At 64.6% G+C, this 23,977-nt stretch carries 20 protein-coding genes, 1 other RNA gene and 1 pseudogene; 10 read left to right on the top strand and 12 right to left on the bottom strand.

The window, feature by feature from the left end; genetic code table 11:
- Positions 1-13: 13 nt before the first annotated feature.
- Both moaD and P5W98_RS08060 read left to right on the top strand, forming a co-directional pair.
- The gene (gene moaD / locus P5W98_RS08065) at positions 14-271 is read left to right on the top strand and encodes a molybdopterin converting factor subunit 1 (protein WP_421024083.1); all 258 of its coding nucleotides are present in this window, start codon (positions 14-16) and stop codon (positions 269-271) included.
- Positions 272-307: 36 nt separating this feature from the next.
- Positions 308-787, top strand: coding sequence for a molybdenum cofactor biosynthesis protein MoaE (locus P5W98_RS08060; protein ID WP_421043700.1), 480 nt, complete (start codon positions 308-310; stop codon positions 785-787).
- A 51-nt stretch (positions 788-838) separates the two neighbouring features.
- Here P5W98_RS08060 and P5W98_RS08055 read toward each other — a convergent pair whose 3' ends face one another.
- Positions 839-1,399, bottom strand: a complete 561-nt coding sequence (locus P5W98_RS08055; protein ID WP_434718053.1) for a group III truncated hemoglobin — start codon at positions 1,397-1,399, stop codon at positions 839-841.
- Between the two features lie 161 nt (positions 1,400-1,560).
- On the opposite strand from P5W98_RS08055, the gene P5W98_RS08050 reads away from it, so the two are divergent.
- Both P5W98_RS08050 and clpB read left to right on the top strand, forming a co-directional pair.
- Positions 1,561-2,061: an Rrf2 family transcriptional regulator gene (locus P5W98_RS08050; RefSeq protein WP_434718052.1), complete on the top strand. Its 501-nt coding sequence runs from the start codon at positions 1,561-1,563 to the stop codon at positions 2,059-2,061.
- A gap of 285 nt (positions 2,062-2,346) precedes the next feature.
- Positions 2,347-4,944, top strand: coding sequence for an ATP-dependent chaperone ClpB (clpB, locus tag P5W98_RS08045; protein ID WP_434718051.1), 2,598 nt, complete (start codon positions 2,347-2,349; stop codon positions 4,942-4,944).
- Positions 4,945-5,054: 110 nt separating this feature from the next.
- On the opposite strand, the gene P5W98_RS08040 is transcribed toward clpB, so the two are convergent.
- From P5W98_RS08040 to P5W98_RS08030, 3 genes are all read right to left on the bottom strand, one after another.
- Positions 5,055-5,498, bottom strand: a complete 444-nt coding sequence (locus P5W98_RS08040; protein ID WP_421024078.1) for a YidB family protein — start codon at positions 5,496-5,498, stop codon at positions 5,055-5,057.
- Positions 5,499-5,578: 80 nt separating this feature from the next.
- Positions 5,579-6,175 carry a ComEA family DNA-binding protein gene (locus tag P5W98_RS08035; protein WP_421024077.1) on the bottom strand — a complete coding sequence of 199 codons (597 nt, stop codon included), beginning with the start codon at positions 6,173-6,175 and terminating at the stop codon, positions 5,579-5,581.
- A gap of 213 nt (positions 6,176-6,388) precedes the next feature.
- Complete coding sequence (locus P5W98_RS08030; protein ID WP_421024076.1) at positions 6,389-8,392, bottom strand: sigma-54-dependent Fis family transcriptional regulator; 2,004 nt, start codon at positions 8,390-8,392, stop codon at positions 6,389-6,391.
- 431 nt (positions 8,393-8,823) lie between these two features.
- Between P5W98_RS08030 and P5W98_RS08025 the strand changes: the two genes are divergently transcribed.
- From P5W98_RS08025 to lipA, 5 genes are all read left to right on the top strand, one after another.
- Positions 8,824-9,885, top strand: a complete 1,062-nt coding sequence (locus P5W98_RS08025) for an ATP-NAD kinase family protein (protein WP_421024075.1) — start codon at positions 8,824-8,826, stop codon at positions 9,883-9,885.
- A gap of 120 nt (positions 9,886-10,005) precedes the next feature.
- The gene (locus tag P5W98_RS08020) at positions 10,006-10,983 is read left to right on the top strand and encodes a thiamine pyrophosphate-dependent dehydrogenase E1 component subunit alpha (protein ID WP_421024074.1); all 978 of its coding nucleotides are present in this window, start codon (positions 10,006-10,008) and stop codon (positions 10,981-10,983) included.
- Positions 10,984-11,029: 46 nt separating this feature from the next.
- Positions 11,030-12,034 carry an alpha-ketoacid dehydrogenase subunit beta gene (locus tag P5W98_RS08015; RefSeq protein ID WP_421024073.1) on the top strand — a complete coding sequence of 335 codons (1,005 nt, stop codon included), beginning with the start codon at positions 11,030-11,032 and terminating at the stop codon, positions 12,032-12,034.
- A 4-nt stretch (positions 12,035-12,038) separates the two neighbouring features.
- Positions 12,039-13,160, top strand: coding sequence for an acetoin dehydrogenase dihydrolipoyllysine-residue acetyltransferase subunit (locus P5W98_RS08010; RefSeq protein ID WP_434718050.1), 1,122 nt, complete (start codon positions 12,039-12,041; stop codon positions 13,158-13,160).
- 2 nt (positions 13,161-13,162) lie between these two features.
- On the top strand, positions 13,163-14,197 hold the full coding sequence (gene lipA, locus P5W98_RS08005; RefSeq protein WP_421079540.1) for a lipoyl synthase: 1,035 nt from the start codon (positions 13,163-13,165) through the stop codon (positions 14,195-14,197).
- Between the two features lie 57 nt (positions 14,198-14,254).
- On the opposite strand, the gene P5W98_RS08000 is transcribed toward lipA, so the two are convergent.
- From P5W98_RS08000 to trxA, 8 genes and pseudogenes are all read right to left on the bottom strand, one after another.
- Positions 14,255-15,622 (bottom strand): MATE family efflux transporter, encoded by a 1,368-nt coding sequence (locus P5W98_RS08000; protein ID WP_421079539.1) that lies wholly within the window; start codon positions 15,620-15,622, stop codon positions 14,255-14,257.
- A gap of 7 nt (positions 15,623-15,629) precedes the next feature.
- Positions 15,630-17,384, bottom strand: a complete 1,755-nt coding sequence (locus tag P5W98_RS07995) for an ArnT family glycosyltransferase (RefSeq protein WP_421024069.1) — start codon at positions 17,382-17,384, stop codon at positions 15,630-15,632.
- A 278-nt stretch (positions 17,385-17,662) separates the two neighbouring features.
- The gene (locus P5W98_RS07990) at positions 17,663-17,926 is read right to left on the bottom strand and encodes a type B 50S ribosomal protein L31 (protein ID WP_035526223.1); all 264 of its coding nucleotides are present in this window, start codon (positions 17,924-17,926) and stop codon (positions 17,663-17,665) included.
- Positions 17,927-18,095: 169 nt separating this feature from the next.
- Positions 18,096-18,941 (bottom strand): M90 family metallopeptidase, encoded by an 846-nt coding sequence (locus tag P5W98_RS07985; protein ID WP_421024068.1) that lies wholly within the window; start codon positions 18,939-18,941, stop codon positions 18,096-18,098.
- Between the two features lie 51 nt (positions 18,942-18,992).
- Positions 18,993-20,549 carry an MFS transporter gene (locus P5W98_RS07980; RefSeq protein ID WP_434718049.1) on the bottom strand — a complete coding sequence of 519 codons (1,557 nt, stop codon included), beginning with the start codon at positions 20,547-20,549 and terminating at the stop codon, positions 18,993-18,995.
- Between the two features lie 155 nt (positions 20,550-20,704).
- Positions 20,705-21,184, bottom strand: a pseudogene (locus P5W98_RS07975) (MerR family transcriptional regulator); the annotation flags it as partial.
- A 161-nt stretch (positions 21,185-21,345) separates the two neighbouring features.
- Positions 21,346-22,608, bottom strand: coding sequence for a transcription termination factor Rho (rho, locus tag P5W98_RS07970; RefSeq protein WP_027797263.1), 1,263 nt, complete (start codon positions 22,606-22,608; stop codon positions 21,346-21,348).
- A 269-nt stretch (positions 22,609-22,877) separates the two neighbouring features.
- Complete coding sequence (trxA, locus tag P5W98_RS07965; protein ID WP_027797264.1) at positions 22,878-23,204, bottom strand: thioredoxin TrxA; 327 nt, start codon at positions 23,202-23,204, stop codon at positions 22,878-22,880.
- 423 nt (positions 23,205-23,627) lie between these two features.
- On the opposite strand from trxA, the gene ffs reads away from it, so the two are divergent.
- Positions 23,628-23,726: signal recognition particle sRNA small type (gene ffs, locus P5W98_RS07960), an RNA gene on the top strand.
- Positions 23,727-23,977 lie beyond the last annotated feature (251 nt).

The following is a 23,977-nucleotide window of genomic DNA, read 5'->3' as shown; positions in this document are numbered from 1 at the left end:
TGAGTGTTATCCGATGAAGATCCAGTTGAAATTTTTTGCGAGCGTGCGCGAGGCGCTGGGTGTGGCCGACGAGGCCGTCACGCTGCCCGAGGGCATCGTCACGGTGGGCGACGTGCGCGGCTGGCTGCGCGCGCGCGGCGGCGTCTGGGCGGAAACGCTGGCGGAGGGGCGTGCGCTGCGCATGGCCTGCAACCATGTGATGACCGATCCGGCCACGCGCATCACCGATGGCTGTGAAGTGGCGTTTTTCCCGCCTGTCACGGGCGGTTGATTCATCAAAACGACCAGGACGACGAGGAGAGCGGCCATGCCAGTACGTGTCCAGACCGGGGATTTCGACCTGACGACCGAAGTTGCGCAACTGCGTGCGAGCAACCCGGCGATTGGCGCGGTGGCGTGCTTCGTCGGGACCGTGCGCGACATCAATGACGGCAGCACGGTCGCGGGCATGGAGCTCGAGCATTATCCGGGCATGACCGAGAAGGCGCTGGAGGGCATCGTCGCCGAAGCGCAGCGGCGCTGGCCCGGCATCGAAGTGCTGATCATCCATCGGGTGGGCAAGCTCGCGCCGCTCGACCAGATCGTGCTGGTGGCGACGACCTCCAAGCATCGCGGCGATGCGTTCGCCTCGTGCGAGTTCGTGATGGATTACCTGAAATCCGAGGCGCCTTTCTGGAAGAAAGAAGAGACCGGGGAGGGCGCGCGCTGGGTCGATGCACGCGAGAGTGACGATCAGGCGCTCGCGCGCTGGGGCGTGACGTCGACGAATGCGGCGAAGGAAGCCTGAGCGCGCCGCCGATCGCGGGATAGCTACCTGCGGACACACATGACTGGCGGTTCAGTGGGAGCGAGCGGTTTCGTCTTCGTCCATCGAACGGCCCACGAATTTGGCCGGAAACGGCTCACCAGTCGGGCGAGTGGGCAGATCGTGGCCATGCTCCGCCGGACGGCGACGCGGTGCGATCGAATCGAGCAGGGCCTGCTGTTCGGACGGAATTACGTAATCCCAGCCGAAGCGGCTCAGTTGCAGACTTTGCGCGATGCGCAGCGCGGGCTCCATGAACTGCACGGCCGCCGCGGGTTCGTAACGCGCCTGAACCGTGTCGAGAAACAGATAAAGCCAGTGGCTGAAATGCTTGGGCTCGACGCCCGGCACGGGGTCGTGCGCCTGCTGCACATTGCCGCGGTAAGTCTTCGTGCCGAGCACGAGGCTTGACCAGAAACGGCACATTTTCGGCAGATGCTCGTCCCAGCGGCCAGCGAGCACGCCCTCGAAAACAGAGCCGAGCAGGGCGTCCGCGCGCACGCGCTCGTAGAAGGCGTAGACGAGCTCGCGGATGTTGTCTTCGGTGGGGGCGGTGTGCCGCAGGGGCGCGGCGCTGGTGTCGGAGTGCGTCATGTCGAAAGCCGGGGGCGGGGCGCGGAGCCGCCACGCAACGAATGATTTTGCGAAGTGCTGATCGAAGCGCTCATAATACCCAGGCGATCAAAAAAGTGCATGCGACTAGCATGTTATCGTATGGTTTTCCGCGCTCGCGCGCCCACTAACAGCCTGGCACCATGAGACTGACCGACTACACCGATTATTCGCTGCGCGTGATGCTTTATCTCGCGCTGCGTCGCGACGGGCTTTCGACCATCCAGGAGATCTCGGATGCCTACGGCATTTCGAAGAATCATCTGATGAAGGTGGTGCAGCGTCTTGGCGAGCTGGGCTGGGTCGATACCATCCGTGGCCGTAACGGCGGCCTGCGGCTCGGGCCGAATTCGCTCGAATTGAGCGTCGGTGCGGTGGTGCGGCAGACCGAGAGCGATTTTGCACTGGTTGGATGCTTCCCGGACGAGCACGGTGAGCGCCGAAGCTGCGTCATTGAGCCGCAATGCCGGCTCAAGCACGCGCTCGCGGCGGCGCGCGACGCGTTCCTTGCCGAACTGGACCGGCATACCATCGGCGAACTGGCGCAGCCCGCTGGGGAATTGACTGGCTTGCTGGGCCTCGCCCCCGTTATCCTGTTGCCACGCGCGCGCACCCCGCGCCATGCGCCGCGGGGCGAGCACTGAGGCTCATCAGGGCTCCGCTGAGGCCCACTGAGGCACATTGAGGCACATTGAGACTCGAAACGCTGTGACTGCGACGCTCGCGCACGCCGTGTCCCTCGCTTAGCGTCTATCCTCACAGAGGCGCCTCGGCCTACCGCGCCGGCCGGCCGTTTCGCCGCAAGCCGGCGCGGTCGCTCGCTCAGGCCGGACAAAAAAATCGGAAAAAATTACGCGGCGCGTGCTTGAAACCCGCACAACACCCCTCAGATTTGGTGACAGTTAAAAAAACTGGAGGTCTCGTTTCAAATGAGAGTCGATAAACTCACCACCAAGTTCCAGGAAGCGCTTTCCGACGCACAAAGCCTCGCCGTCGGCCACGACAATCAATACATCGAACCGGTCCACCTGCTGGCTGCGCTCGTTGCGCAACAGGACGGCTCGGCGCGCTCGCTCATGTCGCGTGCGGGCGTGCAGGTTCAGGCACTGCAGAACGCGCTCAATGACGCCATCAACCGCTTGCCGCAGGTGCAGGGCACCGACGGCAATGTGCAGGTCGGCCGCGAGCTCACGGGTCTGCTGAATCAGGCCGACAAGGAAGCGCAGAAGCTCAACGACACCTATATCGCGAGCGAAATGTTCTTGCTGGCGGTCGCCGAGGACAAGGGCGACGCGGGCCAGATCGCGCGCAAGAACGGCCTCACGCGCAAGGCGCTCGAGGCGGCGATCGTCGCGGTGCGCGGCGGCGCGCAGGTCCATAGCCAGGACGCCGAGAGCCAGCGCGAAGCGCTCAAGAAGTACACCGTCGACCTGACCGAGCGTGCACGCGCGGGCAAGCTCGATCCCGTGATCGGCCGCGACGACGAAATCCGCCGCTCGATCCAGATCCTGCAACGCCGCACCAAGAACAACCCGGTGCTGATCGGCGAGCCGGGCGTGGGCAAGACGGCCATCGTCGAAGGCCTCGCGCAGCGCATCGTCAACGGCGAAGTGCCTGAGACGCTCAAGGGCAAGCGCGTGCTCTCGCTCGACATGGCGGCGCTGCTCGCGGGCGCGAAGTATCGCGGCGAGTTCGAAGAACGCCTGAAGGCCGTGCTCAACGACATCGCGAAGGACGAAGGCCAGACCATCGTTTTCATCGACGAGATTCATACGATGGTGGGCGCCGGCAAGGCCGAAGGCGCGATGGATGCGGGCAACATGCTCAAGCCGGCGCTTTCGCGCGGCGAGCTGCACTGCATCGGCGCGACCACGCTCGACGAATATCGCAAGTACATCGAAAAGGATGCCGCGCTCGAGCGCCGCTTCCAGAAGGTGCTCGTCGATGAACCGTCAGTCGAGGCGACCATCGCGATCCTGCGCGGTCTGCAGGAGAGGTACGAGCTGCACCACGGCGTGGAAATCACCGACCCGGCGATCGTCGCGGCGGCGGAGCTCTCGCATCGCTACATCACCGATCGTTTTTTGCCGGACAAGGCCATCGACCTGATCGACGAAGCCGCTTCGAAGATCAAGATGGAAATCGATTCGAAGCCCGAAGAGATGGACAAGCTCGACCGTCGTCTCATTCAGCTGAAGATCGAGCGCGAAGCCGTCAAGAAGGAAAAGGATGAAGCATCGCAAAAGCGTCTGCAGCTGATCGAGGAAGAGATCGACCGCCTGAGCCTCGAATATAAGGACCTCGAAGAGATTTGGACTGCCGAGAAAGCGGCGGTGCAGGGCAGTGCGCAGATCAAGGAAGAGATCGACCGCGTGCGTGCTGAGATCACGAAGTTCCAGCGCGAGGGCAAGCTCGAGAAGGTTGCCGAATTGCAGTACGGCAAGCTTCCGCAACTCGAGGCGCAACTGAAGCAGGTCACGCAGGCCGAGGCGGACGAGCAGAACAATCCGGCGCGCCGGCGGTTGCTGCGCACTCAGGTGGGTGCCGAGGAAATCGCCGAGGTCGTATCGCGTTCGACGGGCATTCCGGTCTCGCGCATGATGCAGGGCGAGCGCGAAAAGCTGCTGCTGATCGAAGACAAGCTGCATGAGCGCGTAGTGGGTCAGGACGAGGCGATCAACGCCGTGGCCGATGCGATCCGCCGCTCGCGTGCCGGTCTTGCGGACCCGAACAAGCCTTATGGCTCGTTCCTGTTCCTCGGACCGACGGGCGTGGGCAAGACCGAAGTGTGCAAGGCGCTCGCTGGCTTTCTGTTCGATTCGGAGGATCATCTGATCCGCATCGACATGAGCGAGTTCATGGAGAAGCACAGCGTCGCGCGTTTGATCGGTGCGCCGCCGGGATACGTGGGCTACGAGGAGGGCGGCTATCTGACCGAGGCCGTGCGCCGCAAGCCGTATAGCGTGATCCTGCTCGATGAAGTCGAGAAGGCGCATCCGGATGTGTTCAACGTGCTGCTGCAGGTGCTCGACGATGGGCGCATGACCGATGGCCAGGGACGTACCGTCGACTTCAAGAACACGGTGATCGTGATGACGTCGAACCTCGGCTCGCACCTCATCCAGTCGATGACGGGCGAGCCGCAGGAAGCGGTGAGGGAAGCTGTCTGGAATGAAGTGAAGCAGCAGTTCCGGCCTGAGTTCCTGAACCGGATCGACGAAGTCGTGGTGTTCCATGCGCTCGACCGCTCGAATATCGAGTCGATCGCGAAGATCCAGTTGCAGCGCCTGCAGGAGCGTCTGGGGAAACTCGATATGGAACTGGTGGTGTCGGACGAGGCGCTCGCCAAGATCGCCGAGGTCGGTTACGACCCGCTGTTCGGCGCACGCCCGCTCAAGCGCGCGATCCAGCAGGAGATCGAAAATCCGGTCGCCAAGCTGATTCTCGCGGGCAAGTTCGGGCCGAAGGATGTGATTCCGGTCAATGTCGAGGACGGCAAGTTCGTGTTCGAACGCGTCGTGCACTAAGACGCGATTCACTCTGCGCGAAGCGCGTGCCGGAAAGCACGCGCAGCCGTAAACAAAAAGGGCAACGGAGTTTTTTCCGTTGCCCTTTTTTCCGTGTGGTGAGCGACAGCTTATGCCTGCTTGCTCCCGCCGCCAAGCAGCGAAGCGAGGCCACCCAGGGTGCCCAGCACGCTCTCGGCATTGATCTGGCCGCCGACCGGCACTTCACCGTTTGGCGTGCCGGCGTTGATCACGTGCGGCAGCACTTGCGCGAGCAGGCCGCTGACCTGGTCGGGCTGCATGCCGACCTTTTGCGCGAGGCCCGAAACTACATCGGAACCCAGTGCGTTGTGGAGTTGATCCGGCGAAACCGCCTGGTTTTCGCCGTTGCTGACCCACGACTGCACGACATCGCCGAGACCGCCTTGCTGGAACTTCTGGATCAGGCCGTTCAGTCCGCCCGGCTGGTTGTTGATGAATTCCATCGCGACGGCGAGGAGTTGGGCTTGACCACCGCCGCCTTGTTGCTGCGACGAGGAACCGAGCAGGGAACCGAGTGTATCTAGCAGGCTCATGACAATCTCTCTGAATGATGGCCGCGGCGGGGGGGCGCGGCCGGAAAACCGAAACCCGGAATCCAGATCCGGTACGCGAATCATGCACCCGAAGCAGCCGCGTCGGAAGCGGCCTTGCTCTTCTTCGACTTCCTGGGCTTCTTCGCCGAGGTGTCCGAGGCAGTGCCCGGCGCCGCAGCGGCGGATCCCGCTTCAGGCGCGCTTGCTCCAGCGGCTGCCTTGTCTTTCTTGCTCTTGTGCTTCGACTTGCTTGCGCCCGCATCCGACGCGGCTTGCGGCGCGGTCGTGGCAGCGGGCGTCTGCGAGGTCGTCATCGGATTGGGCGTGGTGCCGGCGGCAGCAGTTGCAGCGGGAGCGGCGCTCTTGCTGCTCTTGGACGTCGTGGCGCTCTTGCCGGCCGGCGGCGCCGACGAGCCGTTGATCGTGAGGCCCGCGGCTTCGAGGTTCTGCACCGACTTCGGACCGATGCCCTTGACGCGGTTCACGAGATCGTCGGCGTCCTTGAAGGGACCGTTCTTGGTGCGCTCGTCGATGATCGCCTTGGAGTGGGCAGGACCAATGCCCTTGACGGATTCGAGCGTGGCTTGATCAGCGGTGTTGACTTCGACGGCCGCCGCCAGTGCGGCAGACAGCGACAGACCCAGTGCGAGGAACAGCATCATTAACTTCTTGAGCATGGCAATCACTCCATTGAGGGCATTTCGGTTAGCCGGGAACGGACGACGCATCGAGCATGTAGTGCTGCGCTACAAGGATAAGGCAGTTGGCGTATCCGTGGACGGGACGCGCTCGATTTATACCCACGGTTTCGTGGCAATACAATCGCGCCGCACAATATTTAATACTTCTGTGCAATTCGACGGCGACCGGGATGGCGCTTGCCGCGTGCTTCAGGCGCGATGCGGCCCGACGATGCCGAGCTTCGCAATGCGCCGATAGAGCGTTGCGCGCGATATGCCTAGCGCCGCCGCGGCGGCATTCGGACGCCAGCGATGTGCGGTGAGCGCTGCGATGATGCGCGAGCGTTCGTCGTCGCTGCTGTTTTCCGCGCTGTTTGCCGGGCCGTTTGCCAGGATGCTCGCCTTGTTGCTGGCGGGGTCGACGGTCGCGGCCAGTTGCGCCGCGAGGTCTCCGCTCAGGTGTCGTGCCTCGACGCGCACCGTATCGCATACCGCGCATGCGTAGCGCATGGCGTTGCGCAACTGGCGCAGGTTGCCGGGCCAGGCGAACGCCGCAAGCCGCGTTGCGAGATTGGCGTCGAGCGCGAGCGGGCGGCCGGCCGCCTGCGCCTCTTCTGCGAACACCGATTCGATGAGTGCCGCGATATCTCGACGCTCGCGCAGCGGCGGCAACACGAGTACCGCGCCGCAGAGCCGGTAGTACAGGTCTTCGCGAAACATGCCTGAAGCGGCCATTTGCGCGAGATCGCGGTGGGTCGCGCAGATGACTTCGAGGTCGACGTGCGTGGGCGTTTCGCCCCCGAGCGGCAGCACCTCGCCTTCTGCGAGCACGCGCAAGAGGCGCGTCTGCAGCGCGAGCGGCATGTCGCCGATTTCGTCGAGAAAGAGCGTGCCGCCATCGGCCATGGCGATCTTGCCGCGCGCGCCGTGACGCCGCGCGCCAGTGAACGCGCCCGGCGCGTAGCCAAAGAGTTCGCTCTCGATCAGCGATTCCGGCAGCGCGCCGCAGTTCACGGCGACGAAAGGCCGATTGCGGCGCGGCCCCGCGTCGTGGATCGCCCGCGCGAACACTTCCTTGCCCGCACCCGTTTCGCCAAGCAGCAGAACCGGCAAACGCTTGCCCGCCACGCGTTGTGCGATACGCGCGTTTTCGGCGACGCGCGTATCCGCGCTGCGCAGGAATGGGCCCAGCGCGCCGTGGTCGCGCGCGTCTTCGGCACGCGCGTTGCGCAGCGGCGTGGCACCGTGCACGGCCGGCGATGATGCGCGCGCGGCGCCCGGGAACCCGGTGCGCCCGAGCGGCGCGCGAATGCGCGCGTAGAGCATGGCGCCGTTTGCACGCAGGCGCAGCGCCGCAATGGCTTCGATACGGCCAATATCGCGCAGCTGCACGTGGGACGAATCGAAGATCTCATCGATATGGCGCGGCCCGTCGAGCCCCGGAATGCATTCGCGCGCGCGGCGGTTCGCGGCGGCTACGTTGCCGTTCTCGTCGAAGGCGATCAGCAGCTCGGGCTGAGCCTCGACGTAGTTGCGGTTCTGGTGTCCGAAAAGAATCCAGCATGCGGCGGTGCGATGCAGGAAATAGCCGTCTTCGATGAGCGTCGCGCTCTGGCGCACCAGTTGGTTGACGATGCGCTGGCTGTCGCGGTTGTCGGGCGACTGCACGGCAGAGGCGTCGAGCACGCCGATCAGCTCGCCGCCCGGCGCGAAGATTGGCGCGGCGCTGCACGTGAGCGTCGTGAATGCGGCGCGGAAGTGGTCGGTTTTGTGCACCGTGATAGGCGCGAGATCGGTGAGCACACTCGCGATGCCGCACGTGCCTTCCTCGCTCTCCGACCAGCACGAGCCGATGTAGAGCCCCGCATGCTTGAAGTGGTTGCGGCGCTCGCGGTCGATGCGGTAATCGATGGTGACGCCGTGCGCGTCGGTGAGCATGACGCAATAGTCGGCGTCGCGCACGGTCTCGTGCAGACGCGTGAGGCATTGGCCGGAGGCGCGCAGGAAGGCTTCTTCACGATCGCGGATTTCGCGCAGCTCGGCTGCGCTCAGCACGCGCGGACCGATCACCGAGCCCGGATCGAGCTGATAACGCTCGAACGAGCGCTGCCAGGACGAGACGAGGCGCGGCGAGTCGTTCGGCGCGGGCAGCCGGCCTTCGACGGCGCCGCGCACGCGTTCGGCGTGGCGGGTGGGCGCGAGTGCGTAGGGCATGGGCGATTCCAGGCGATTCCTGATGCAGGGCGTCGGCGCTCGGAGAGGTCGGCGGGAGTCTCTTTTTGTAGCACATCTGCGGCGTGCGATCACACCGCAGCGCAGCATGCGAGACGACCGAGACAATTGTCTCAGGGGACGGCGACACGATCGTGAGACAAGGCTCGAGGCTTGCTGTGCGGGGCTGGGCGAGTCTTGCCACGGGCGCCGGAGGCCGCCTTTGTCTCGCGGAGCGCGCACGCCCCGTCGCGACTGAGACGCCGTGCGGGCCGTGAACGATCGTGCTGATGGGGCTTCAGCGCGACCGCAAAGCCAATAAATACGGCATTCGGCAGGACATCGGCGCTTATTCGAACGCGTTGGCACAGCGCTTGCAGAGCATCACGCCAATAGAGGCGCCTGCATGCGCCTCCACATAGGAGACAACGCTCGTGACGATGCCGGTGACCGTAGGCGTGATCGCGAACCCCGCTTCGGGACGCGACATCCGCCGTCTAACCACGCACGCCTCGGTCTTTCCGACTGCGGAAAAGGCCAACATGGTCGTGCGTCTGCTCGCGGGGCTTGGCGCGCTGGGCGTCGAGCGCGTGCTCACGCTGCGTGACCGCACCGGCGTGGCCGCGCTCGTGCTGCGCGCGCTCGAAACCCATGCGGCCGTGGCTCGGCATGAACGCTGGCCCGCTGTGGAGTTCGTCGATTTGCCGATCAGCGAGAGCGTGGCCGACACGCATACGGGCGTCGTGCATATGGTTCGCGAGCGGGTCGCACTGATCGCCGTGCTAGGCGGCGACGGCACGCATCGCGCGGTTGCCGCGCATTGTGGCGATACGCCGTTGCTCGCGCTATCGACCGGCACCAACAACGCTTTTCCCGAGTTGCGCGAAGCCACGGTTGCGGGTCTCGCGGGCGCGCTCGTCGCCACCGGCGCCGTGCCGGCCGAAACTGCGCTTGCACGCAACAAGCGCCTCGTCGCGCGGTGCGTCGAAGGACCGAATCGCGGGCGCGAGGAGATCGCGCTGGTCGACATCTGCGTATCGCGTCAGCCATTTATCGGCGCGCGTGCGATTTCGGATAGTTCGGATATCGAATCGTTATTCCTCGCCTTTGCGCCGCCCGACGGCATCGGGCTCGCGTCGATCGGCGGTGCATGGGCGCCGGTCGGGCGCGACGCCGCGCACGGCCTGCATATGACCTTTGCACGGGCTTCCACGCAAGGCGGCGAGGGCGAAGGTGTGCCGCTCCTCGCGCCCATCGCGCCGGGGCGCATCGAGCGACTGGCGATGCGCACCTGCCAACGGCTCGAAGTGGGCATGGCGCTGCCGCTCGACGCGAATCACGGCACGCTCGCCTTCGACGGCGAGCGCGAGATCGAACCGGCGCGCGGCGACCGCTACGAAATCGCGCTCGACTGGGATGGGCCGTTGACCGTGGACGTTGCACGCACCCTGCGTTACGCGGCCTCGCATCAGTTGTTGCGCGTGGCGCCGGGATAGCGCGTGCTTTATTGAATTTCCCCGAACTTTCATCAATCAAGGAGTCATTCCGCCACCCAGTTCGTTTCGGAAACAGCAGGCATCACCACCGTGGTCATCACAATTCGACAGGAGACAACCATGTCTGTCACGTTGAACAAGGAGCAGTTGCTCGCGGCGTATCGCTCGATGCGCACGATCCGCGAGTTCGAGGAGCGCTTGCACGTCGAATTCGCGACGGGCGAGATCCCGGGCTTCGTGCATTTGTATGCGGGCGAGGAGGCGTCCGCCGTCGGCACCATGAGCCATCTGAACGACAACGATTACGTCGCCACCACGCACCGTGGCCACGGCCATTGCATCGCGAAGGGCGTGGACGTGCGCGAGATGATGGCTGAGATCTATGGCCGCGCCACGGGTTCGTGCCGCGGCAAGGGCGGCTCGATGCACATCGCCGACCTCTCGAAGGGCATGCTGGGCGCGAACGGCATCGTTGGCGCCGGCGGCCCGCTCACATGCGGGGCGGCGCTCGCCGCGAAGCAAAAGAAAACCGGCGGCGTGGGCGTGTGCTTTTTCGGCGATGGCGCTTCGAACCAGGGCGTGATCTTCGAGTCGATGAATCTCGCTTCGGTGTGGCGTCTGCCCGTGATTTTCGTCGCCGAGAACAATGGCTATGCGGAAGCGACCTCGTCCACGTGGTCGGTCGCGGCGGACAACATCGCGGACCGCGCCAACGGCTTCGGCATGCCGGGCGTGATCGTCGATGGCTTCGACTTCTTTGCGGTGCACGAGGCGCTGGGCGAAGCGGTAGCGCGGGCGCGCAACGGTGGCGGCCCGACGCTCATCGAAATGAAACTCTCGCGCTATTTTGGCCACTTCGAAGGTGATGCGCAGACTTATCGCGCACCTGGCGAGGTGCAGAAGCTGCGCGAGGAAAAGGACTGCCTCAAGCGCTTCGAGGAGCGCGTGGTGCGCGCGGAGCTCGCAAGCACCGACGACTTGCGCAAGGTGGACGCCGAAGTGAAGGCGCTGATCGACGATGCCGTGGCGAAGGCCAAGGCCGCGCCGTTACCGGCCCCCGAAGCGCTGCTCACCGACGTGTACGTGTCTTATCCCTGAGCGCGGCTTGCTCATGTAATCAGGATTCCAGATCAAGGAGACGGAAATGGCACGGAAAATCACCTATTCGCAGGCGATCAACGAGGCGCTCGCCCAAGAGATGGCGCGCGACGAGAGCGTGATCGTGATGGGCGAGGACAACGCGGGCGGCGCGGGTTCGCCCGGCGAGCAGGACGCATGGGGCGGCGTGCTCGGCGTGACGAAGGGCCTCTATGGCAAGTTTCCGGGGCGCGTGCTCGACACGCCGCTCTCGGAGGGCGGCTTCATCGGCGCGGCGGTGGGCGCGGCGGCATGCGGCATGCGGCCGGTGGCGGAGTTAATGTTCATCGACTTCATGGGCGTGTGCTTCGACCAGATCTTCAACCAGGCGGCGAAGTTCCGCTACATGTTCGGCGGCAAGGCGGTCACGCCAGTGGTGATCCGCACGATGTACGGCGCGGGCCTGCGCGCGGCCGCACAGCACTCGCAAATGCTCACGTCGTTGTTCACCCATATTCCCGGCCTCAAGGTCGTGTGCCCGGCCACGCCATATGACGCGAAGGGCCTCATGATCGAGGCCATCCGCGACAATGACCCGGTGATCTTCTGCGAGCACAAGCTGCTCTACACGATGGAAGGCGAGGTGCCGGAAGAGTCGTACTCGATTCCGTTCGGCGAAGCCAACATCGCACGCGACGGCGACGACGTCACCATCGTCACCTATGGGCGCATGGTCCACTACGCGCTCGATGCGGCGCAACAACTCGCGAAAGACGGCATCGAAGCCGATGTGATCGATCTGCGCACGACGTCGCCACTCGATGAGGAAACGATTCTGGAGAGCGTGAGCCGCACAGGCCGCGTCGTGGTCGTCGACGAGGCGAACCCGCGCTGTTCGATCGCGACCGATATTGCGGCGCTCGTGGCGAACAAGGCATTCTGCGATCTCAAGGCGCCGGTCGGCATGGTGACTGCGCCGCATACACCGGTGCCGTTCGCGGCCCCGCTCGAAGACCTTTACATTCCCTCGGCGCAGCAGATCGCCGATGCCGTGCGCGCGGCAAGGAGCTGAAGTCATGCCGATTCACATGATCACGATGCCCAAGTGGGGCCTTTCGATGGAGCAGGGCCAGGTGAATGGCTGGCTCAAGTCGCTCGGCGACAAGGTTTCCAAAGGGGAGGAATTGCTCGACGTCGAGTCCGACAAGATCGCGTCGGGCGTCGAGTGCGCATTCGATGGCGTGCTGCGGAGGCAGATCGCGCAGGAAGGCGACACCTTGCCGGTGGGCGCGCTTCTCGGCGTGGTGGCGGGCGTTGAAGATTCGGATGCCGAAATAGATGCGGCGGTGGCCGAATTCCAGCGCGATTTCGTGCCCGCGAAGGCCGGCGATGCCGATGCCGGCCCGCAGCCGGAGAAGGCGCAGATCGGCGGGCGCACCCTGCGCTATCTGAAGCTGGGCGAGGGCGACGGCACGCCGGTCGTGCTGATCCACGGCTTCGGCGGCGACCTCAACAACTGGCTCTTCAATCATGCCGATCTGGCCGCGGCGCGCACCGTGTGGGCGCTCGATCTGCCGGGACACGGCGAATCGGGCAAGGCGGTGGAGAGCGGGGCGCTCGATGAACTCGCGCAGAGCGTGGTTGACTTCTTCGACGCGCAGAAGATCGGGCGTGCGCATCTGGTCGGGCATTCGCTAGGCGGCGCTGTCGCGATGACGGTGGCTGAGCGCGTGCCGGCGCGGGTCGCTTCGCTGGCGCTGATCGCAAGCGCGGGGCTCGGAGATGAGATCGACGACGCGTATATCGAAGGCTTCGTCGCGGCGGCAAACCGCAACGCGCTCAAGCCGCATGTGGTGAAGCTGTTCGCCGATCCCGCGCTGGTCACGCGCCAGCTCGTGGAGGACCTCGTGAAGTACAAGCGGCTCGAAGGGGTGCAGGACGCGCTGAGGAAGATCTCGGCGCAGGCCTTCGAAGGCGGCGCGCAGCGACGCGTGTTCCGCGACCGGCTTTCGACGCTCGCGCCGAAGGTGCTGGTGATCTGGGGCGAGACCGACCAGATCATTCCGGTCAAGCACGCACAAGGCTTGTCGCCCGGGGTGCGCGTCGAAGTGATCGCGGGCAAGGGGCACATGGTGCAGATGGAGGCCGCCGCGGAGGTCAACCGCGTGCTCAAGGCCTTCTTCGAGACGGGAGGCTGACCATGAACGCCGTCACGATTGAAGCGGCGCACGCGGGCGCTCGATCGCCGGGCGCATCCGGCGACACCGCGCTTGGCCAGCATGGCTTGCGTAGCCGCGAGAAGCTCGCGCGCATTCCCGTGAAGATCGTGCCGGCGGACGAGGGCGCGGCGCTGCCCAAGCCGCCCTGGCTGCGCGCGCGTCCGCTCATGAGCACGACGGTTGCGGAGGTGGCCGCTGTGCTGCGCGAACACCGCTTGCATTCGGTGTGCGAGGAGGCGATGTGCCCGAACGTCGGCGAGTGCTTCGCGCAACGCACGGCCACGTTCATGATCATGGGTGGGTTGTGCACGCGGCGCTGTCCGTTTTGCGACGTTGCGCATGGGCGGCCCGCGCCGCTCGACGAAGATGAGCCCGTGCACCTCGCGGCGGCCGTCGCGGCCCTCGGACTGCGTCACGTGGTGATCACCTCGGTGGACCGGGACGACTTGCGCGATGGCGGCGCGGCGCATTTCGCGCGCTGCATCGCCGGTGTGCGCGATCGCGTGCCGGGCATCGGCGTCGAGGTGCTGACGCCTGACTTTCGCGGGCGCATCGATCGTGCGCTAGAGGCGCTCTCGGCGGCTTGGCCCGATGTGTTCAATCACAACGTCGAGACCGTGCCGTCGCTGTACCGGGCGGCGCGGCCCGGTGCCGACTATCGCGGCTCGCTCGAACTGCTTGCGCGCGCAAAGGCTGCGCATGAGACGCTGGTCACGAAGTCGGGGCTCATGGTGGGGCTGGGCGAGACCGACGCCGAACTGCACGCGACCATGCACGACTTGCGCGAGCACGGCGTGGAAGTATTGACGATTGGGCAGTATCTCGCGCCATCGCGCTATCACCTTCCGGTACGTCGCTATGTGCACCCGGACGCGTTTGCGGCGCTGCGCGAGGCAGGGCTCGCGATGGGATTCAGCGAGGTGGTGGCAGGGCCGCTCGTGCGTTCGTCATATCACGCCGCGCAGACCGTCGAGGCCGCGCGTGGTTATGGATTCGCAAGCGAAGAAGCCGGTTGATTTGCAACTAACTGCCAAGACCGGGCATCTGCTCCAACAGTTGCCCGGCGGCAGGTTTCATACCTTCGCGCGCGGATGCCACTTGCTGACCAGCGAAAGGTAGACCACGAGTCCAATGCCGGCGATCGCGAGGCTGGCGGTATTGGCGATCCAGAAGCCGCGCGCGCCTGTGGCCCATTCGGGCAGGGTGCCGGGCACGTTGAAGCCGAGCGCATAGCCGCCGCCGAGGCCCACACCCCACAGTGCAATGGCATAGATCACCGTGGGCACCACAGCGACCTTGTAGGCGCGCAGCGCGAATGCTGTGGTGATCTGCAGGGCGTCGAACACGTGATAAAGCGTGACGATCGCCACGAGCGGCATCGCCGCCACGGCGACTGCCGGGTCCGGCGTATAGCCCATGATCAGGAGCGGCCGCAGCACCAGCACGATCGCACCGTAGCAGCACGCGATCGCCACCGCGGTCATCACGCCATGGCGAGCGAGCGTGCGCGCTTCGGCGGGGCGTGCGCCGCCCAGCGCCTGGGCAACCAGCGTCGAAGTCGCCACGCCGATCGAGAGCGGCGTCATGTAGAGCACCGCGCCCACGTTCCCGGCGATCTGATGGCCGGCGAGCGTCGTCGTGCCGAGGCGCGCGATGAAGATGGCCATGAAGGTGTACGACGTCACCTCGATGAGATACGAGAGCCCCATCGGAATGCCGAGCTTGAGCAGTTCGGCCTGACGCTTCCATTCGGGCCAGCAGAAGTGCTTGAAGATTTCGAAGGGCGCGAATACGTCGATGCGCGTGAGCGCGATGGCGGCGCACACGGCGAGTGCCCAGTTGATCGCGGTGCTCGCGAGCGCACAGCCCGGGCCGCCCAGCGGGGGCACACCGAGGCCGCCGAAAATGAGCCAGGTGTTCAGCGGCACCTTGATGGCGAGCGCGGCCACCTGCAGGAACATGACGAGGCGGGGCCGGCTCACGGCATTGGCGAGCGAGCTGTAGATGCGGAACGCGAGGCTCGCGGGCAGTCCGAACGAAAGCAGCCTTAGATACGCGACGGTGCGCTCGCGCAGCGCCTCGGGCGGGCGCGCGAGATCCAGCAGCGGGCCGGGAAAATAGAGGATCGCGAAGCCGATCACCATCAGCGCGAGCGCGAGCCAGAAGGCCTGGCGCACTTCGAGGCCGATCTCGATGTCCTTGCGCGCGCCATAGAGCTGTGCGGCGACGGGTTGCAGCGCGGTGAGTATCCCGGTCAGGCCGATATAGACCGAAACATAGATCGACGAACCCAGCCCCAGCGCCGCGAGATCGAGCGCCGAATAGCGGCCCACCATCGCGGTGTCGATCACCCCGAACGCGATGATCGCGAGCTGGCCGACCAGCACCGGCCAGGCGAGCGCGGCGATGCGCTGGATGTCGCCGACGAAGGTCGTCGTCACCGGGGCCTCAGTCGGGACGCTTGCGCCAGATGCGTTTCTTCAGCGGCGGCTGCGGGCGGTCGATGCGCACGTAGAGGCGGAAGCGCTCGTCGCGGTCGGCCACGCGGCGGCCTTCCCAGACGAGCTTCCACACGAAGTTCGACATTGGGCTCGGCTCGCCGTAATCCTGCGTGTCCTGGCGCAGGATCACATCGCAGTCGTCGTTGAAGGAGAAATGCATCTTGCCGAAATACGCGAAGGTGGCGATTTGCGCGTCGCCGAGGCGCACGGGTGAAATGCACTGGTAGTCGTCTGGCAGATGCGTGGCGATCTGCTGCGCGACGTCCTTGTAGGTCCGGCTGTAGTTGACGACCGGCAGCCAGAGCGTCATCAGCAGGACCCACATCAGCGTGGTGCCGCCGCTCGACAGCACGACACTGCGCCAGAGCACCTTCGGGTGCCGCGCGACGCGCCAGTGCGCGAGCGTGATCCAGCACACGGTCACGGCCACCGCGCACACGAACGACAGAATCTTGAACTGCGGCACGTAACCGGGCACGAGGCGCGCGAGGTTGCGCGCGAGCGGCGCCGGGAAGCCGGTCATGCTGGCGAGCCAGACGAGCCACACGAAGGTGCCGAGTATCGTGAAGCTCAGCACCGCGAACCAGTCGATTGCGTTGATCGTTCCGCGCTTGAGCGTGGGCAGCGCGAAGGTCGCGAGCACCGAGAGTGCGGGCAATACGAGCATGAAGAGCAGGTTGGTCTCGTGGCTCTGCACGATCACGAGGACCAGCAGCGGCACGATGACCGAGAGCGGAATTGCGACATGCGGTGCGCGTCGCAGCCCCGCCCAGCTCATCCAGGCCCAGATGGCGAGCGGCCAGGCTGGCCATGTGAAGAGCGGCAGGTTCTTCGCCGCGTAGCGCAGCACCGAGCCCGGCGGGCCCGCGAAGGTATTGACGCTCGTGCGCGCCCACTGGTCGAGGAACCATACGCCGTCGGTGGGGTAGAGATGCAGAGTGGCGATCGGCCAGGAGAGCGACACCACGAGCGCGACCGGCAAGCCGGCCACGAGCAGCCAGCGCGAGCGCGTCTCGGGCGCGAAAACGAGCATGACGAGCGTGCCGATGAGCAGTGCGGCCACCAGCACGGGCCCGCTCGAAAGCATCACCACGCCGAGCGCGAGGCCCCACCAGAGCGCGCCTTGAATGGGCTTGTCGATGGCGCGTACGAGGCCGTACACCAGCATGGCGATGCCCATGAACTGCATCAATTGCGGCGTGGTTTCGTGGCCGCGCTCGGCGAGACCGAAACAGGCGAGCAGGATGAGCAGGGCGCCGTCGCCGAGCGTGCGGCCGTAGTCGCGCGGCTCGGGCTCGCCGCCAAACGCATATTTGAACGGCTGCACTTCAGGGCGCCGGCCGAGTAGATAGGCGCCGTACCAGACGAAGGCACACGCGCTGCAGAACAGCACGCCGGTGGCCACGCGGGCCGCGTTGCTCGCGTCCACCCAAGGGGCGAACACGCGGATGCAGATGGCGCCGAGCCAGTAGCCAAGCGGGCCATTGGCGGTGATGTATTTGCCGACGAGGTTCGGCATCAGCCAGTCGTGCGCGGTGCCGCCGGCCATCGTCCACATCACGCCGAAGCCGGCCGCATCCTCGTTCTTCCACGGGTCGCGGCCGAACAGGCCAAACGAAGCGAAGATGATGCAGATGGTCAGCAGCAGCCAGCGCGGCAGGGCGCTGGTGGCGGAGGCGGTCAGGCGAATGGCAGGCTTCATGCAATGCGAAGGAATTCGGGTAAGCGGACCGCGGGGTGCGCGAATGGCGGCCGTGGCGTCAAGGGGGCGATGCCTCGGGCGGCTGCGGGAATTGCCACGGCACGTGTCGTCGTGCGCCGCCGGTCGGGAGCATGCGGCATTCTAGCCGCCTGCGCCAGCGAGCGTCACGGCGCGGACCAGCGTGAACACCGTGCGGGCAATAAAAAAGGGCAGCGCAGGCTGCCCTTCTTTTGTGCGGGACCGGCTTGGAGCCGGTACGCGAAGTTCGCTTCGAAAGCTTACTTTGCAGCCTTGCCCGAGGCGCGCGCGCCGAACTTCTTGTTGAACTTCTCGACACGGCCGGCCGTGTCCATGATCTTTTGCGTGCCCGTGTAGAACGGATGCGATTCCGACGACACTTCGATCTTCGCGAGCGGGTAGGTCTTGCCGTTGAACTCGGCGGTTTCGCGCGTCTGGATAGTCGAGCGGGTCACGAACTTGAAGTCGTTCGAAACGTCGATGAACAGGACTTCGCGGTAATCCGGGTGAATGCCTTCTTTCATGGTTTTTCCTTAAATCTGGCGGTAGCCAACCCGCGAGCCCGGCTGCCCAATGCAGGACCGGCGCTTTTGCCTGAAATCAGGCGCGAGCCACTTGCCCAAGGTCGAAAAACGGCGATTATGCCAGAAAATCAGCCGGTTGGCGAATTTTTGCTGGCTCGCGAGGTGGGATTCACGCAGGCGGAGCGGCGAGCGCGGCCAGCGCTCCCACTTTGGCCGGATCCTGCCGGTAATAGCACGCGAGCAGCCGGTAAAGCTCGGGATATTCAGCCTCGAATGCCTTGGGCTTGACGAACAGCGCCTCGCTGCACACGGCGAAGAACTCCGACGGATGGTCCGAGGCATAGGGATCGATCAGCGAGTCGCGCTCGAAGCGCGACCAGCGGCGTTCGGGCACGGCATCCACCTTGTCGCAGAACTGGTCGTAGGCGTTGTCGAACACATCGGCCCAGGCCTGCCCGTCGAGCGGCGCATGCCAGCGGCGAAAAAGGGGCGGATGACCGTCGGCTTCGCCGGTGAGCATATCGATCTTGTGCGCGAATTCGTGGATCACGACATTGTAGGCATCGCTGCCATCGGTCATCTGCGCGTCTTCCCATGAGAGGATCACCGGTCCGCCTTCCCAGGCCTCGCCGCTCGCGTCGTGCTCGACTTCGTGCACCACGCCGTCCTCGTCCTCGACGGTCTTGCGGATCACGAATTCGCCGGGGTAGACGGTGACGCCGACCCAGCCCTTGTAGAGATCGAGGGAAAGATTGAGCACCGGCAGCGACGCCTGAGCCGCGATCGCCACCGCGATCTGGTCGGTGAGTTCGAGGTCGTGCGCCGTGGAAAATTCCTTTTGCGCGAGAAAGAGGCTCGTGAGTTCGCGCAGGCGCGCGAGATCGGCGGCTTCGAGGTGCGAGAGGAAGGGCAGCCCGGCGAGCGTGGTCTGCCAGAGCGCGTCGTCGATCGCGTAGGTGCGCAGCGCCTTTTCGCGGCGGCGCGCGCCGAACCAGTGGGTCAGTTTCGAAAGCATCGCTCGGTGCGCTCAGTGGTGTATGCGGGGTGCGTTCACGTGTCGTTCGGTTCAGTCGATCTGCTTTTGCCACGCCGCGAAGATCCCGCCGCACACGGCCACGCCGATCAGGAAATAGAACCCGTCTAGCGAGCTCAGAAAGCTCGCCTGCTGCGCGACCAGACGGCTCATCTGCGCGAGCGCGAGCCCATGGGCCTCGACTGGCGAGCGGCCGAGCGCTTCAAAGGCGTGCGAGAGCGTGGCGTAAGTGCTCTGGAAGATCGGGTTGAGCGGGTTCACGAACTCCACGAGCCGCGCCTGGTGCAGCGCCAGCCTGTGCTGCTCGACGATGATAATCGTTGCGGTCGCGAACGATATGGTCAACTGACGGGCGACGTTTTTCAAGCGGTATCCGTGCGTGAACTCTTCGTTGTCGAAGATGCGGAACGTCAGGTTCGCGACTGGCAGCACGATGAAGAGCAGCAGGAGGCCGCGCAGCAGCAGCGGGAAAACGAGCCAGCTTTCGCTGGTGTCGGGCGTGAGGCGTGTCATCCAGAACGAGATGAACGCCGCTAGCACGAAGCCCGGCACGATGATCCACTTTTTGTGCGTGACGAACTTCGCGTAGCGGAAATAGAAGAACAGCGTCGAAGCTGAAATCAGCGACGTGATGCCGGTGAGGCGCCCCGCATTTTCCACCGGATAATTCAGCCCGCCCTCGAGAAAGCGCGAGACCAGATAGCTGAGCGCCGTGCTCTGGTAGTAATAGATCATGTAGAGCAGCAGCCCGACGCGAAACGGCTTTTCGCGCAGCGCGTGCAGTCGCATGAGCGGCTTCGGATGATGCCACTGATGCCAGGCGAACCACGCGAGCGCCGCTATGCCGGCCACGCTCAGCAAGATGGTGCCGGGCGAGGTGCTGAAGAGCGTGAAGCGCACCTGCTGCATGGCGATCTGAAGCGCGCCTTGGGCAAGCGCAAAGGTGATGTAGGGCCAGAAATGCGTATCGCCGCGCGCTTCGGGCAGCACGTGGCCGGCGTCGGGCAGTGCGAGCAGGGCGAGCACGGCATAGAGCACGCCGGCGGGCGCGGAAAACGCGAAGAGGGCGCGCCAGTCGAAATGCGAAACGAGAAAACCGCCTGCGAGCGGCGCGAGGGCGCTGGACAGCACGATCAGGATCAGGAATGCGCGCGTCGCCACGGGACGCTGCTGCGGCGTGAAGGAAATCTGGATGAGGATGCGGCAGGTGCCCATCATCGGGCCAATGAAATAGCCCTGGAAACCGCGCGCGAAGGCGAGTTCGATCGACGATTCGCAAAGCGCTGCCGCCACCGCGCCCGCCGAGTAGAGCAGCAGGCAGCCACCCACATAACGGCGGTAGCCGATGCGCTCGACCCACCACTGCTGCTGCAGGATGCCGAGCACGGCACACACTGCGTAAGCGCTGGACGCCCAGACGAGTTCGTCGGGAGAAGCGTTGATGCCGCCGGCGATATAGCTCGTGAAGAATGAAAAGATGGCGTTGTCGTAGTAGTCGAGGCCGGTCGCGAGCGCGAGCACCCAGGGAAAGAAGTCGCCTCGCAGGCGCGCAGCGTCAAAGACCGGTGCGCGCGTCGGGGTGCTGCTCATTCGCGAGCGCTCCCATGTTTGCGCCCGCTCGCGCTTTCGCCTTCGTCGCCGGTCTCGACGGGCCCGGCAGCGGGCGAGGTGCCGCCTGTATTGCCGTTGCGTTTGCCGCCTCTCGTGCTCGGGAGAGAGGCCGACGGCTCCGCGGCTTTGGCCGCCTCCTTGCGCCGGCGCGTGGCGGCAAGCCGCTCGTCGATCAAGGTCTCCGATGGCACGCCAGCAAGGCGCCGCCGCAGATAGTCGAGATCGCCGGCCAGTTCGGTGCGTACTGCCTGCGCTTCCCTCAATTCGCGGCGCACGGCGGCGATTCTTGCGTCGAGCGTGTCGATCTGTTGCGCGAGTGCATCGGCAATCTGCTGCAGCGATTCCTGTGAATAGCGCCGGCGGCCATCGTCGAGCGATTCAAGCGGGCGCTTGAGCATCTCGGTAATGCCGTGCAGCGAGAAGCCGAGCGCACGCAGCCGCAGGATGCGGGCGAATTGCTCGAGGTCGTGTTCGTCGTAGAGGCGGTAGCGGCCTTCGCTGCGCGTGGGCCTGACGAGGCCGCGTTCCTCGTAATACTTGAGCGTGCGCGGCGTGACGTTGAGCCGCTGGGCGGCGTCGCGCACCGTCAGCATTGCGCTGGAATCCCTGGACATCGGCGGGCGGCCGCATGGCGGCGGTGGAGTGATGGCCGGATTATAGTCCAACGTGAACGTTCACGTACAGGTTACGGCGCTGGAGCAGCCGGATCAGAAATGACAAACGCCCGCGGATGCGGGCGTTTGCAGTACATCAAGGGTACAGGATGGGCGAGGCCTTAGCCGCCGCGACGCATCATGTCGAAGAACTCAGAGTTGTTCTTCGTCTGGCGAATCTTGTCGAGCAGGAATTCCATGGCCTCGACTTCGTCCATGTCGTGGATGAACTTGCGCAGCACCCAGATCTTCTGGAGGATGTCCGGCTTGATCAGCAGCTCTTCGCGGCGCGTGCCCGACTTGTTCAGGTTGATCGACGGATAGACGCGCTTTTCCGCGAGACGGCGCTCGAGGTGCACTTCCATGTTGCCGGTGCCCTTGAACTCTTCATAGATCACGTCGTCCATGCGGCTGCCGGTTTCGATCAGCGCGGTGCCGATGATGGTGAGCGAGCCGCCTTCCTCGATATTGCGCGCGGCGCCGAAGAAGCGCTTCGGGCGTTGCAGCGCGTTGGCGTCCACACCGCCGGTGAGCACCTTGCCGGATGCGGGCACAACCGTGTTGTACGCACGGGCGAGACGCGTGATGGAGTCGAGCAGAATCACGACGTCGTGCTTCATTTCGACAAGACGCTTGGCCTTCTCGATCACCATTTCGGCCACTTGCACGTGACGCGCGGCCGGTTCGTCGAAGGTCGAGGCGATCACTTCGCCTGCCACCGAGCGCTGCATTTCGGTCACTTCTTCCGGACGCTCGTCGATCAGCAGCACGAACAGGATCACGTCGGGGTGATTCTGCTTGATGGCGTGCGCGATGTGCTGAAGCATCACGGTCTTGCCCGACTTGGGCGAAGCGACCAGCAGGCCGCGCTGACCCTTGCCGATGGGCGCGATCATGTCGATGATGCGGCCCGTCACGTTCTCCTCGCCGCGCATTTCACGCTCGAGCAGCAGCACCTTGTTCGGGTGCAGCGGCGTGAGGTTCTCGAACATGATCTTGTGCTTCGAGGCCTCCGGCGGCTGGCCATTGACCTTGTCCACCTTCACGAGCGCAAAGTAGCGCTCGCCATCCTTCGGCGTGCGCACTTCGCCTTCGATCGTGTCGCCGGTGTGCAGATTGAAGCGGCGGATCTGCGACGGGCTGATATAGATATCGTCCGTGCTCGCGAGATACGAGGTTTCCGGCGAGCGCAGGAAACCGAAGCCGTCCGGCAGCACTTCAAGCGTGCCGTCGCCGAAGATCGTTTCGCCCGTCTTGGCGCGCTTTTTGAGAATCGCGAACATCAGTTCCTGCTTGCGCAGGCGGTTCGCACTTTCGATCTCGAGGCCATTGGCCATCTCGATCAATTCGGACACGTGCAGAGACTTGAGCTCGGAAAGATGCATACGGAGAACCCGTCGGGGAGGATGCGACGAAAAGAAGTCTGGGGGAAAAGAAGCGAGCGGAACCGCTCAAGGACTTTTGCTTGAAACTTATATAAGGGCGCCGGGTAGACGCTTTATAAATTCTAGCATAGCACACGCCAGAAGCCGCCAGTGGAGCCCTGTGGCAAGTTTTGGCATGTTTTTATGGTGCGTGTTGTCGGTGGACAACACGCACCTTTGATTCGCCCGCCCGTTCGCCCATTCGCGCGGCGGGGAGGAGGAACGCCCGGTTACAGGTGGCTATCCAGGAACGCGGTGAGCTGCGACTTCGAGAGCGCGCCGACCTTCTGCGCCGCAACGGCGCCATTCTTGAAGAGGATCAGCGTCGGGATGCCACGCACGCCGAACTTCACCGGCGTCGATTGATGCTCGTCAACGTTGATCTTCGCGATCTGGAGGCGATCGCCGTAGTCCTTCGCGACCTCGTCGAGAATCGGCGCGATCATCTTGCAGGGGCCGCACCATTCGGCCCAGAAGTCCAGCAGCACGGGCTTGTCGGATTTCACGACGTCCTGTTCGAACGATGCGTCGCTGATGTGCTTGATTTGTTCGCTCATTGTATGAATACCTCTTCACGATCGAGGCTGATTGAATTGCTCGCCACGATACACCAAAACTCAAAATATATCCGGGGGCCAAGGCCTCGCCAGGCGGGACCGGATGGGGTCGCCGGGATGCGGTCGCCGGGCCTGCCCAGGCAACAGTCGACGCCAGTGTAGCCTAAATCCCTATGCGTTGCCGACGGTGATAGTACGCATATCGGCAGCAGGGTTTCCCGGTATTTCGAGGCGTTCCCCAAACTTCACGATGCCGATATGGCGATGCGGGGACGCATTTGCAAGAGGCGCACACGATGTGTCTGTCTTCATGTTTTACGCGTGCTCACCCCGGCCCATTCATCGTGGTGGACCAGGGCCGTTTGAAGACTTTTTGCGATGCGGCATTCGCAATGCCGCACAACCAATGTTAGAATGCGCCGTGACGGGCCTCCTCGCATGGAGGGGCGGTCAACCTGGTCAGGTCGGGAACGAAGCAGCCACAGCCGTTTTCCGCCAGTGCCGAGGGTCGGGCTCGTCACCTTCCTTTTTCTTCCGCGTCGTTTCTTCTCTCCCTCATCGTTTCTCCCCAAGTGCATGGCCTTTGCCGGATTTGGCTGAGTGCGCCGCTTTTAGCGTGTCGTTCGCACGCGGATCGCCTGCGGGGACGTGGGGCGCAGTACGCGCAAGCGCTCGTCCGGGCGGCCTCACGGCGATGCTGTGGCTGGGGTTCGGCGTGCCCGTCCAGAGGACGCGAGACGCGCTTCGAATCCATCTGGACGCACGGGCGTTGC

The sequence above is a fragment of the Paraburkholderia sp. A1BS-2L genome (assembly GCF_051125205.1).
Lineage (GTDB): Bacteria > Pseudomonadota > Gammaproteobacteria > Burkholderiales > Burkholderiaceae > Paraburkholderia.
Note: the sequence above shows the minus strand (reverse complement) of the source record. Positions and strands in the feature narration are given on the sequence as shown.

Bases quoted from the DNA above. Each gene is read 5' to 3' on its own strand.
- moaD (WP_421024083.1), top strand. From the start codon at position 14: ATGAAGATCCAGTTGAAATTTTTTGCGAGCGTGCGCGAGGCGCTGGGT.
- P5W98_RS08060 (WP_421043700.1), top strand. From the start codon at position 308: ATGCCAGTACGTGTCCAGACCGGGGATTTCGACCTGACGACCGAAGTT.
- P5W98_RS08055 (WP_434718053.1), bottom strand. From the start codon at position 1,399: ATGACGCACTCCGACACCAGCGCCGCGCCCCTGCGGCACACCGCCCCC.
- P5W98_RS08050 (WP_434718052.1), top strand. From the start codon at position 1,561: ATGAGACTGACCGACTACACCGATTATTCGCTGCGCGTGATGCTTTAT.
- clpB (WP_434718051.1), top strand. From the start codon at position 2,347: ATGAGAGTCGATAAACTCACCACCAAGTTCCAGGAAGCGCTTTCCGAC.
- P5W98_RS08040 (WP_421024078.1), bottom strand. From the start codon at position 5,498: ATGAGCCTGCTAGATACACTCGGTTCCCTGCTCGGTTCCTCGTCGCAG.
- P5W98_RS08035 (WP_421024077.1), bottom strand. From the start codon at position 6,175: ATGCTCAAGAAGTTAATGATGCTGTTCCTCGCACTGGGTCTGTCGCTG.
- P5W98_RS08030 (WP_421024076.1), bottom strand. From the start codon at position 8,392: ATGCCCTACGCACTCGCGCCCACCCGCCACGCCGAACGCGTGCGCGGC.
- P5W98_RS08020 (WP_421024074.1), top strand. From the start codon at position 10,006: ATGTCTGTCACGTTGAACAAGGAGCAGTTGCTCGCGGCGTATCGCTCG.
- P5W98_RS08015 (WP_421024073.1), top strand. From the start codon at position 11,030: ATGGCACGGAAAATCACCTATTCGCAGGCGATCAACGAGGCGCTCGCC.
- P5W98_RS08010 (WP_434718050.1), top strand. From the start codon at position 12,039: ATGCCGATTCACATGATCACGATGCCCAAGTGGGGCCTTTCGATGGAG.
- lipA (WP_421079540.1), top strand. From the start codon at position 13,163: ATGAACGCCGTCACGATTGAAGCGGCGCACGCGGGCGCTCGATCGCCG.
- P5W98_RS07995 (WP_421024069.1), bottom strand. From the start codon at position 17,384: ATGAAGCCTGCCATTCGCCTGACCGCCTCCGCCACCAGCGCCCTGCCG.
- P5W98_RS07990 (WP_035526223.1), bottom strand. From the start codon at position 17,926: ATGAAAGAAGGCATTCACCCGGATTACCGCGAAGTCCTGTTCATCGAC.
- P5W98_RS07985 (WP_421024068.1), bottom strand. From the start codon at position 18,941: ATGCTTTCGAAACTGACCCACTGGTTCGGCGCGCGCCGCCGCGAAAAG.
- P5W98_RS07980 (WP_434718049.1), bottom strand. From the start codon at position 20,549: ATGAGCAGCACCCCGACGCGCGCACCGGTCTTTGACGCTGCGCGCCTG.
- rho (WP_027797263.1), bottom strand. From the start codon at position 22,608: ATGCATCTTTCCGAGCTCAAGTCTCTGCACGTGTCCGAATTGATCGAG.
- trxA (WP_027797264.1), bottom strand. From the start codon at position 23,204: ATGAGCGAACAAATCAAGCACATCAGCGACGCATCGTTCGAACAGGAC.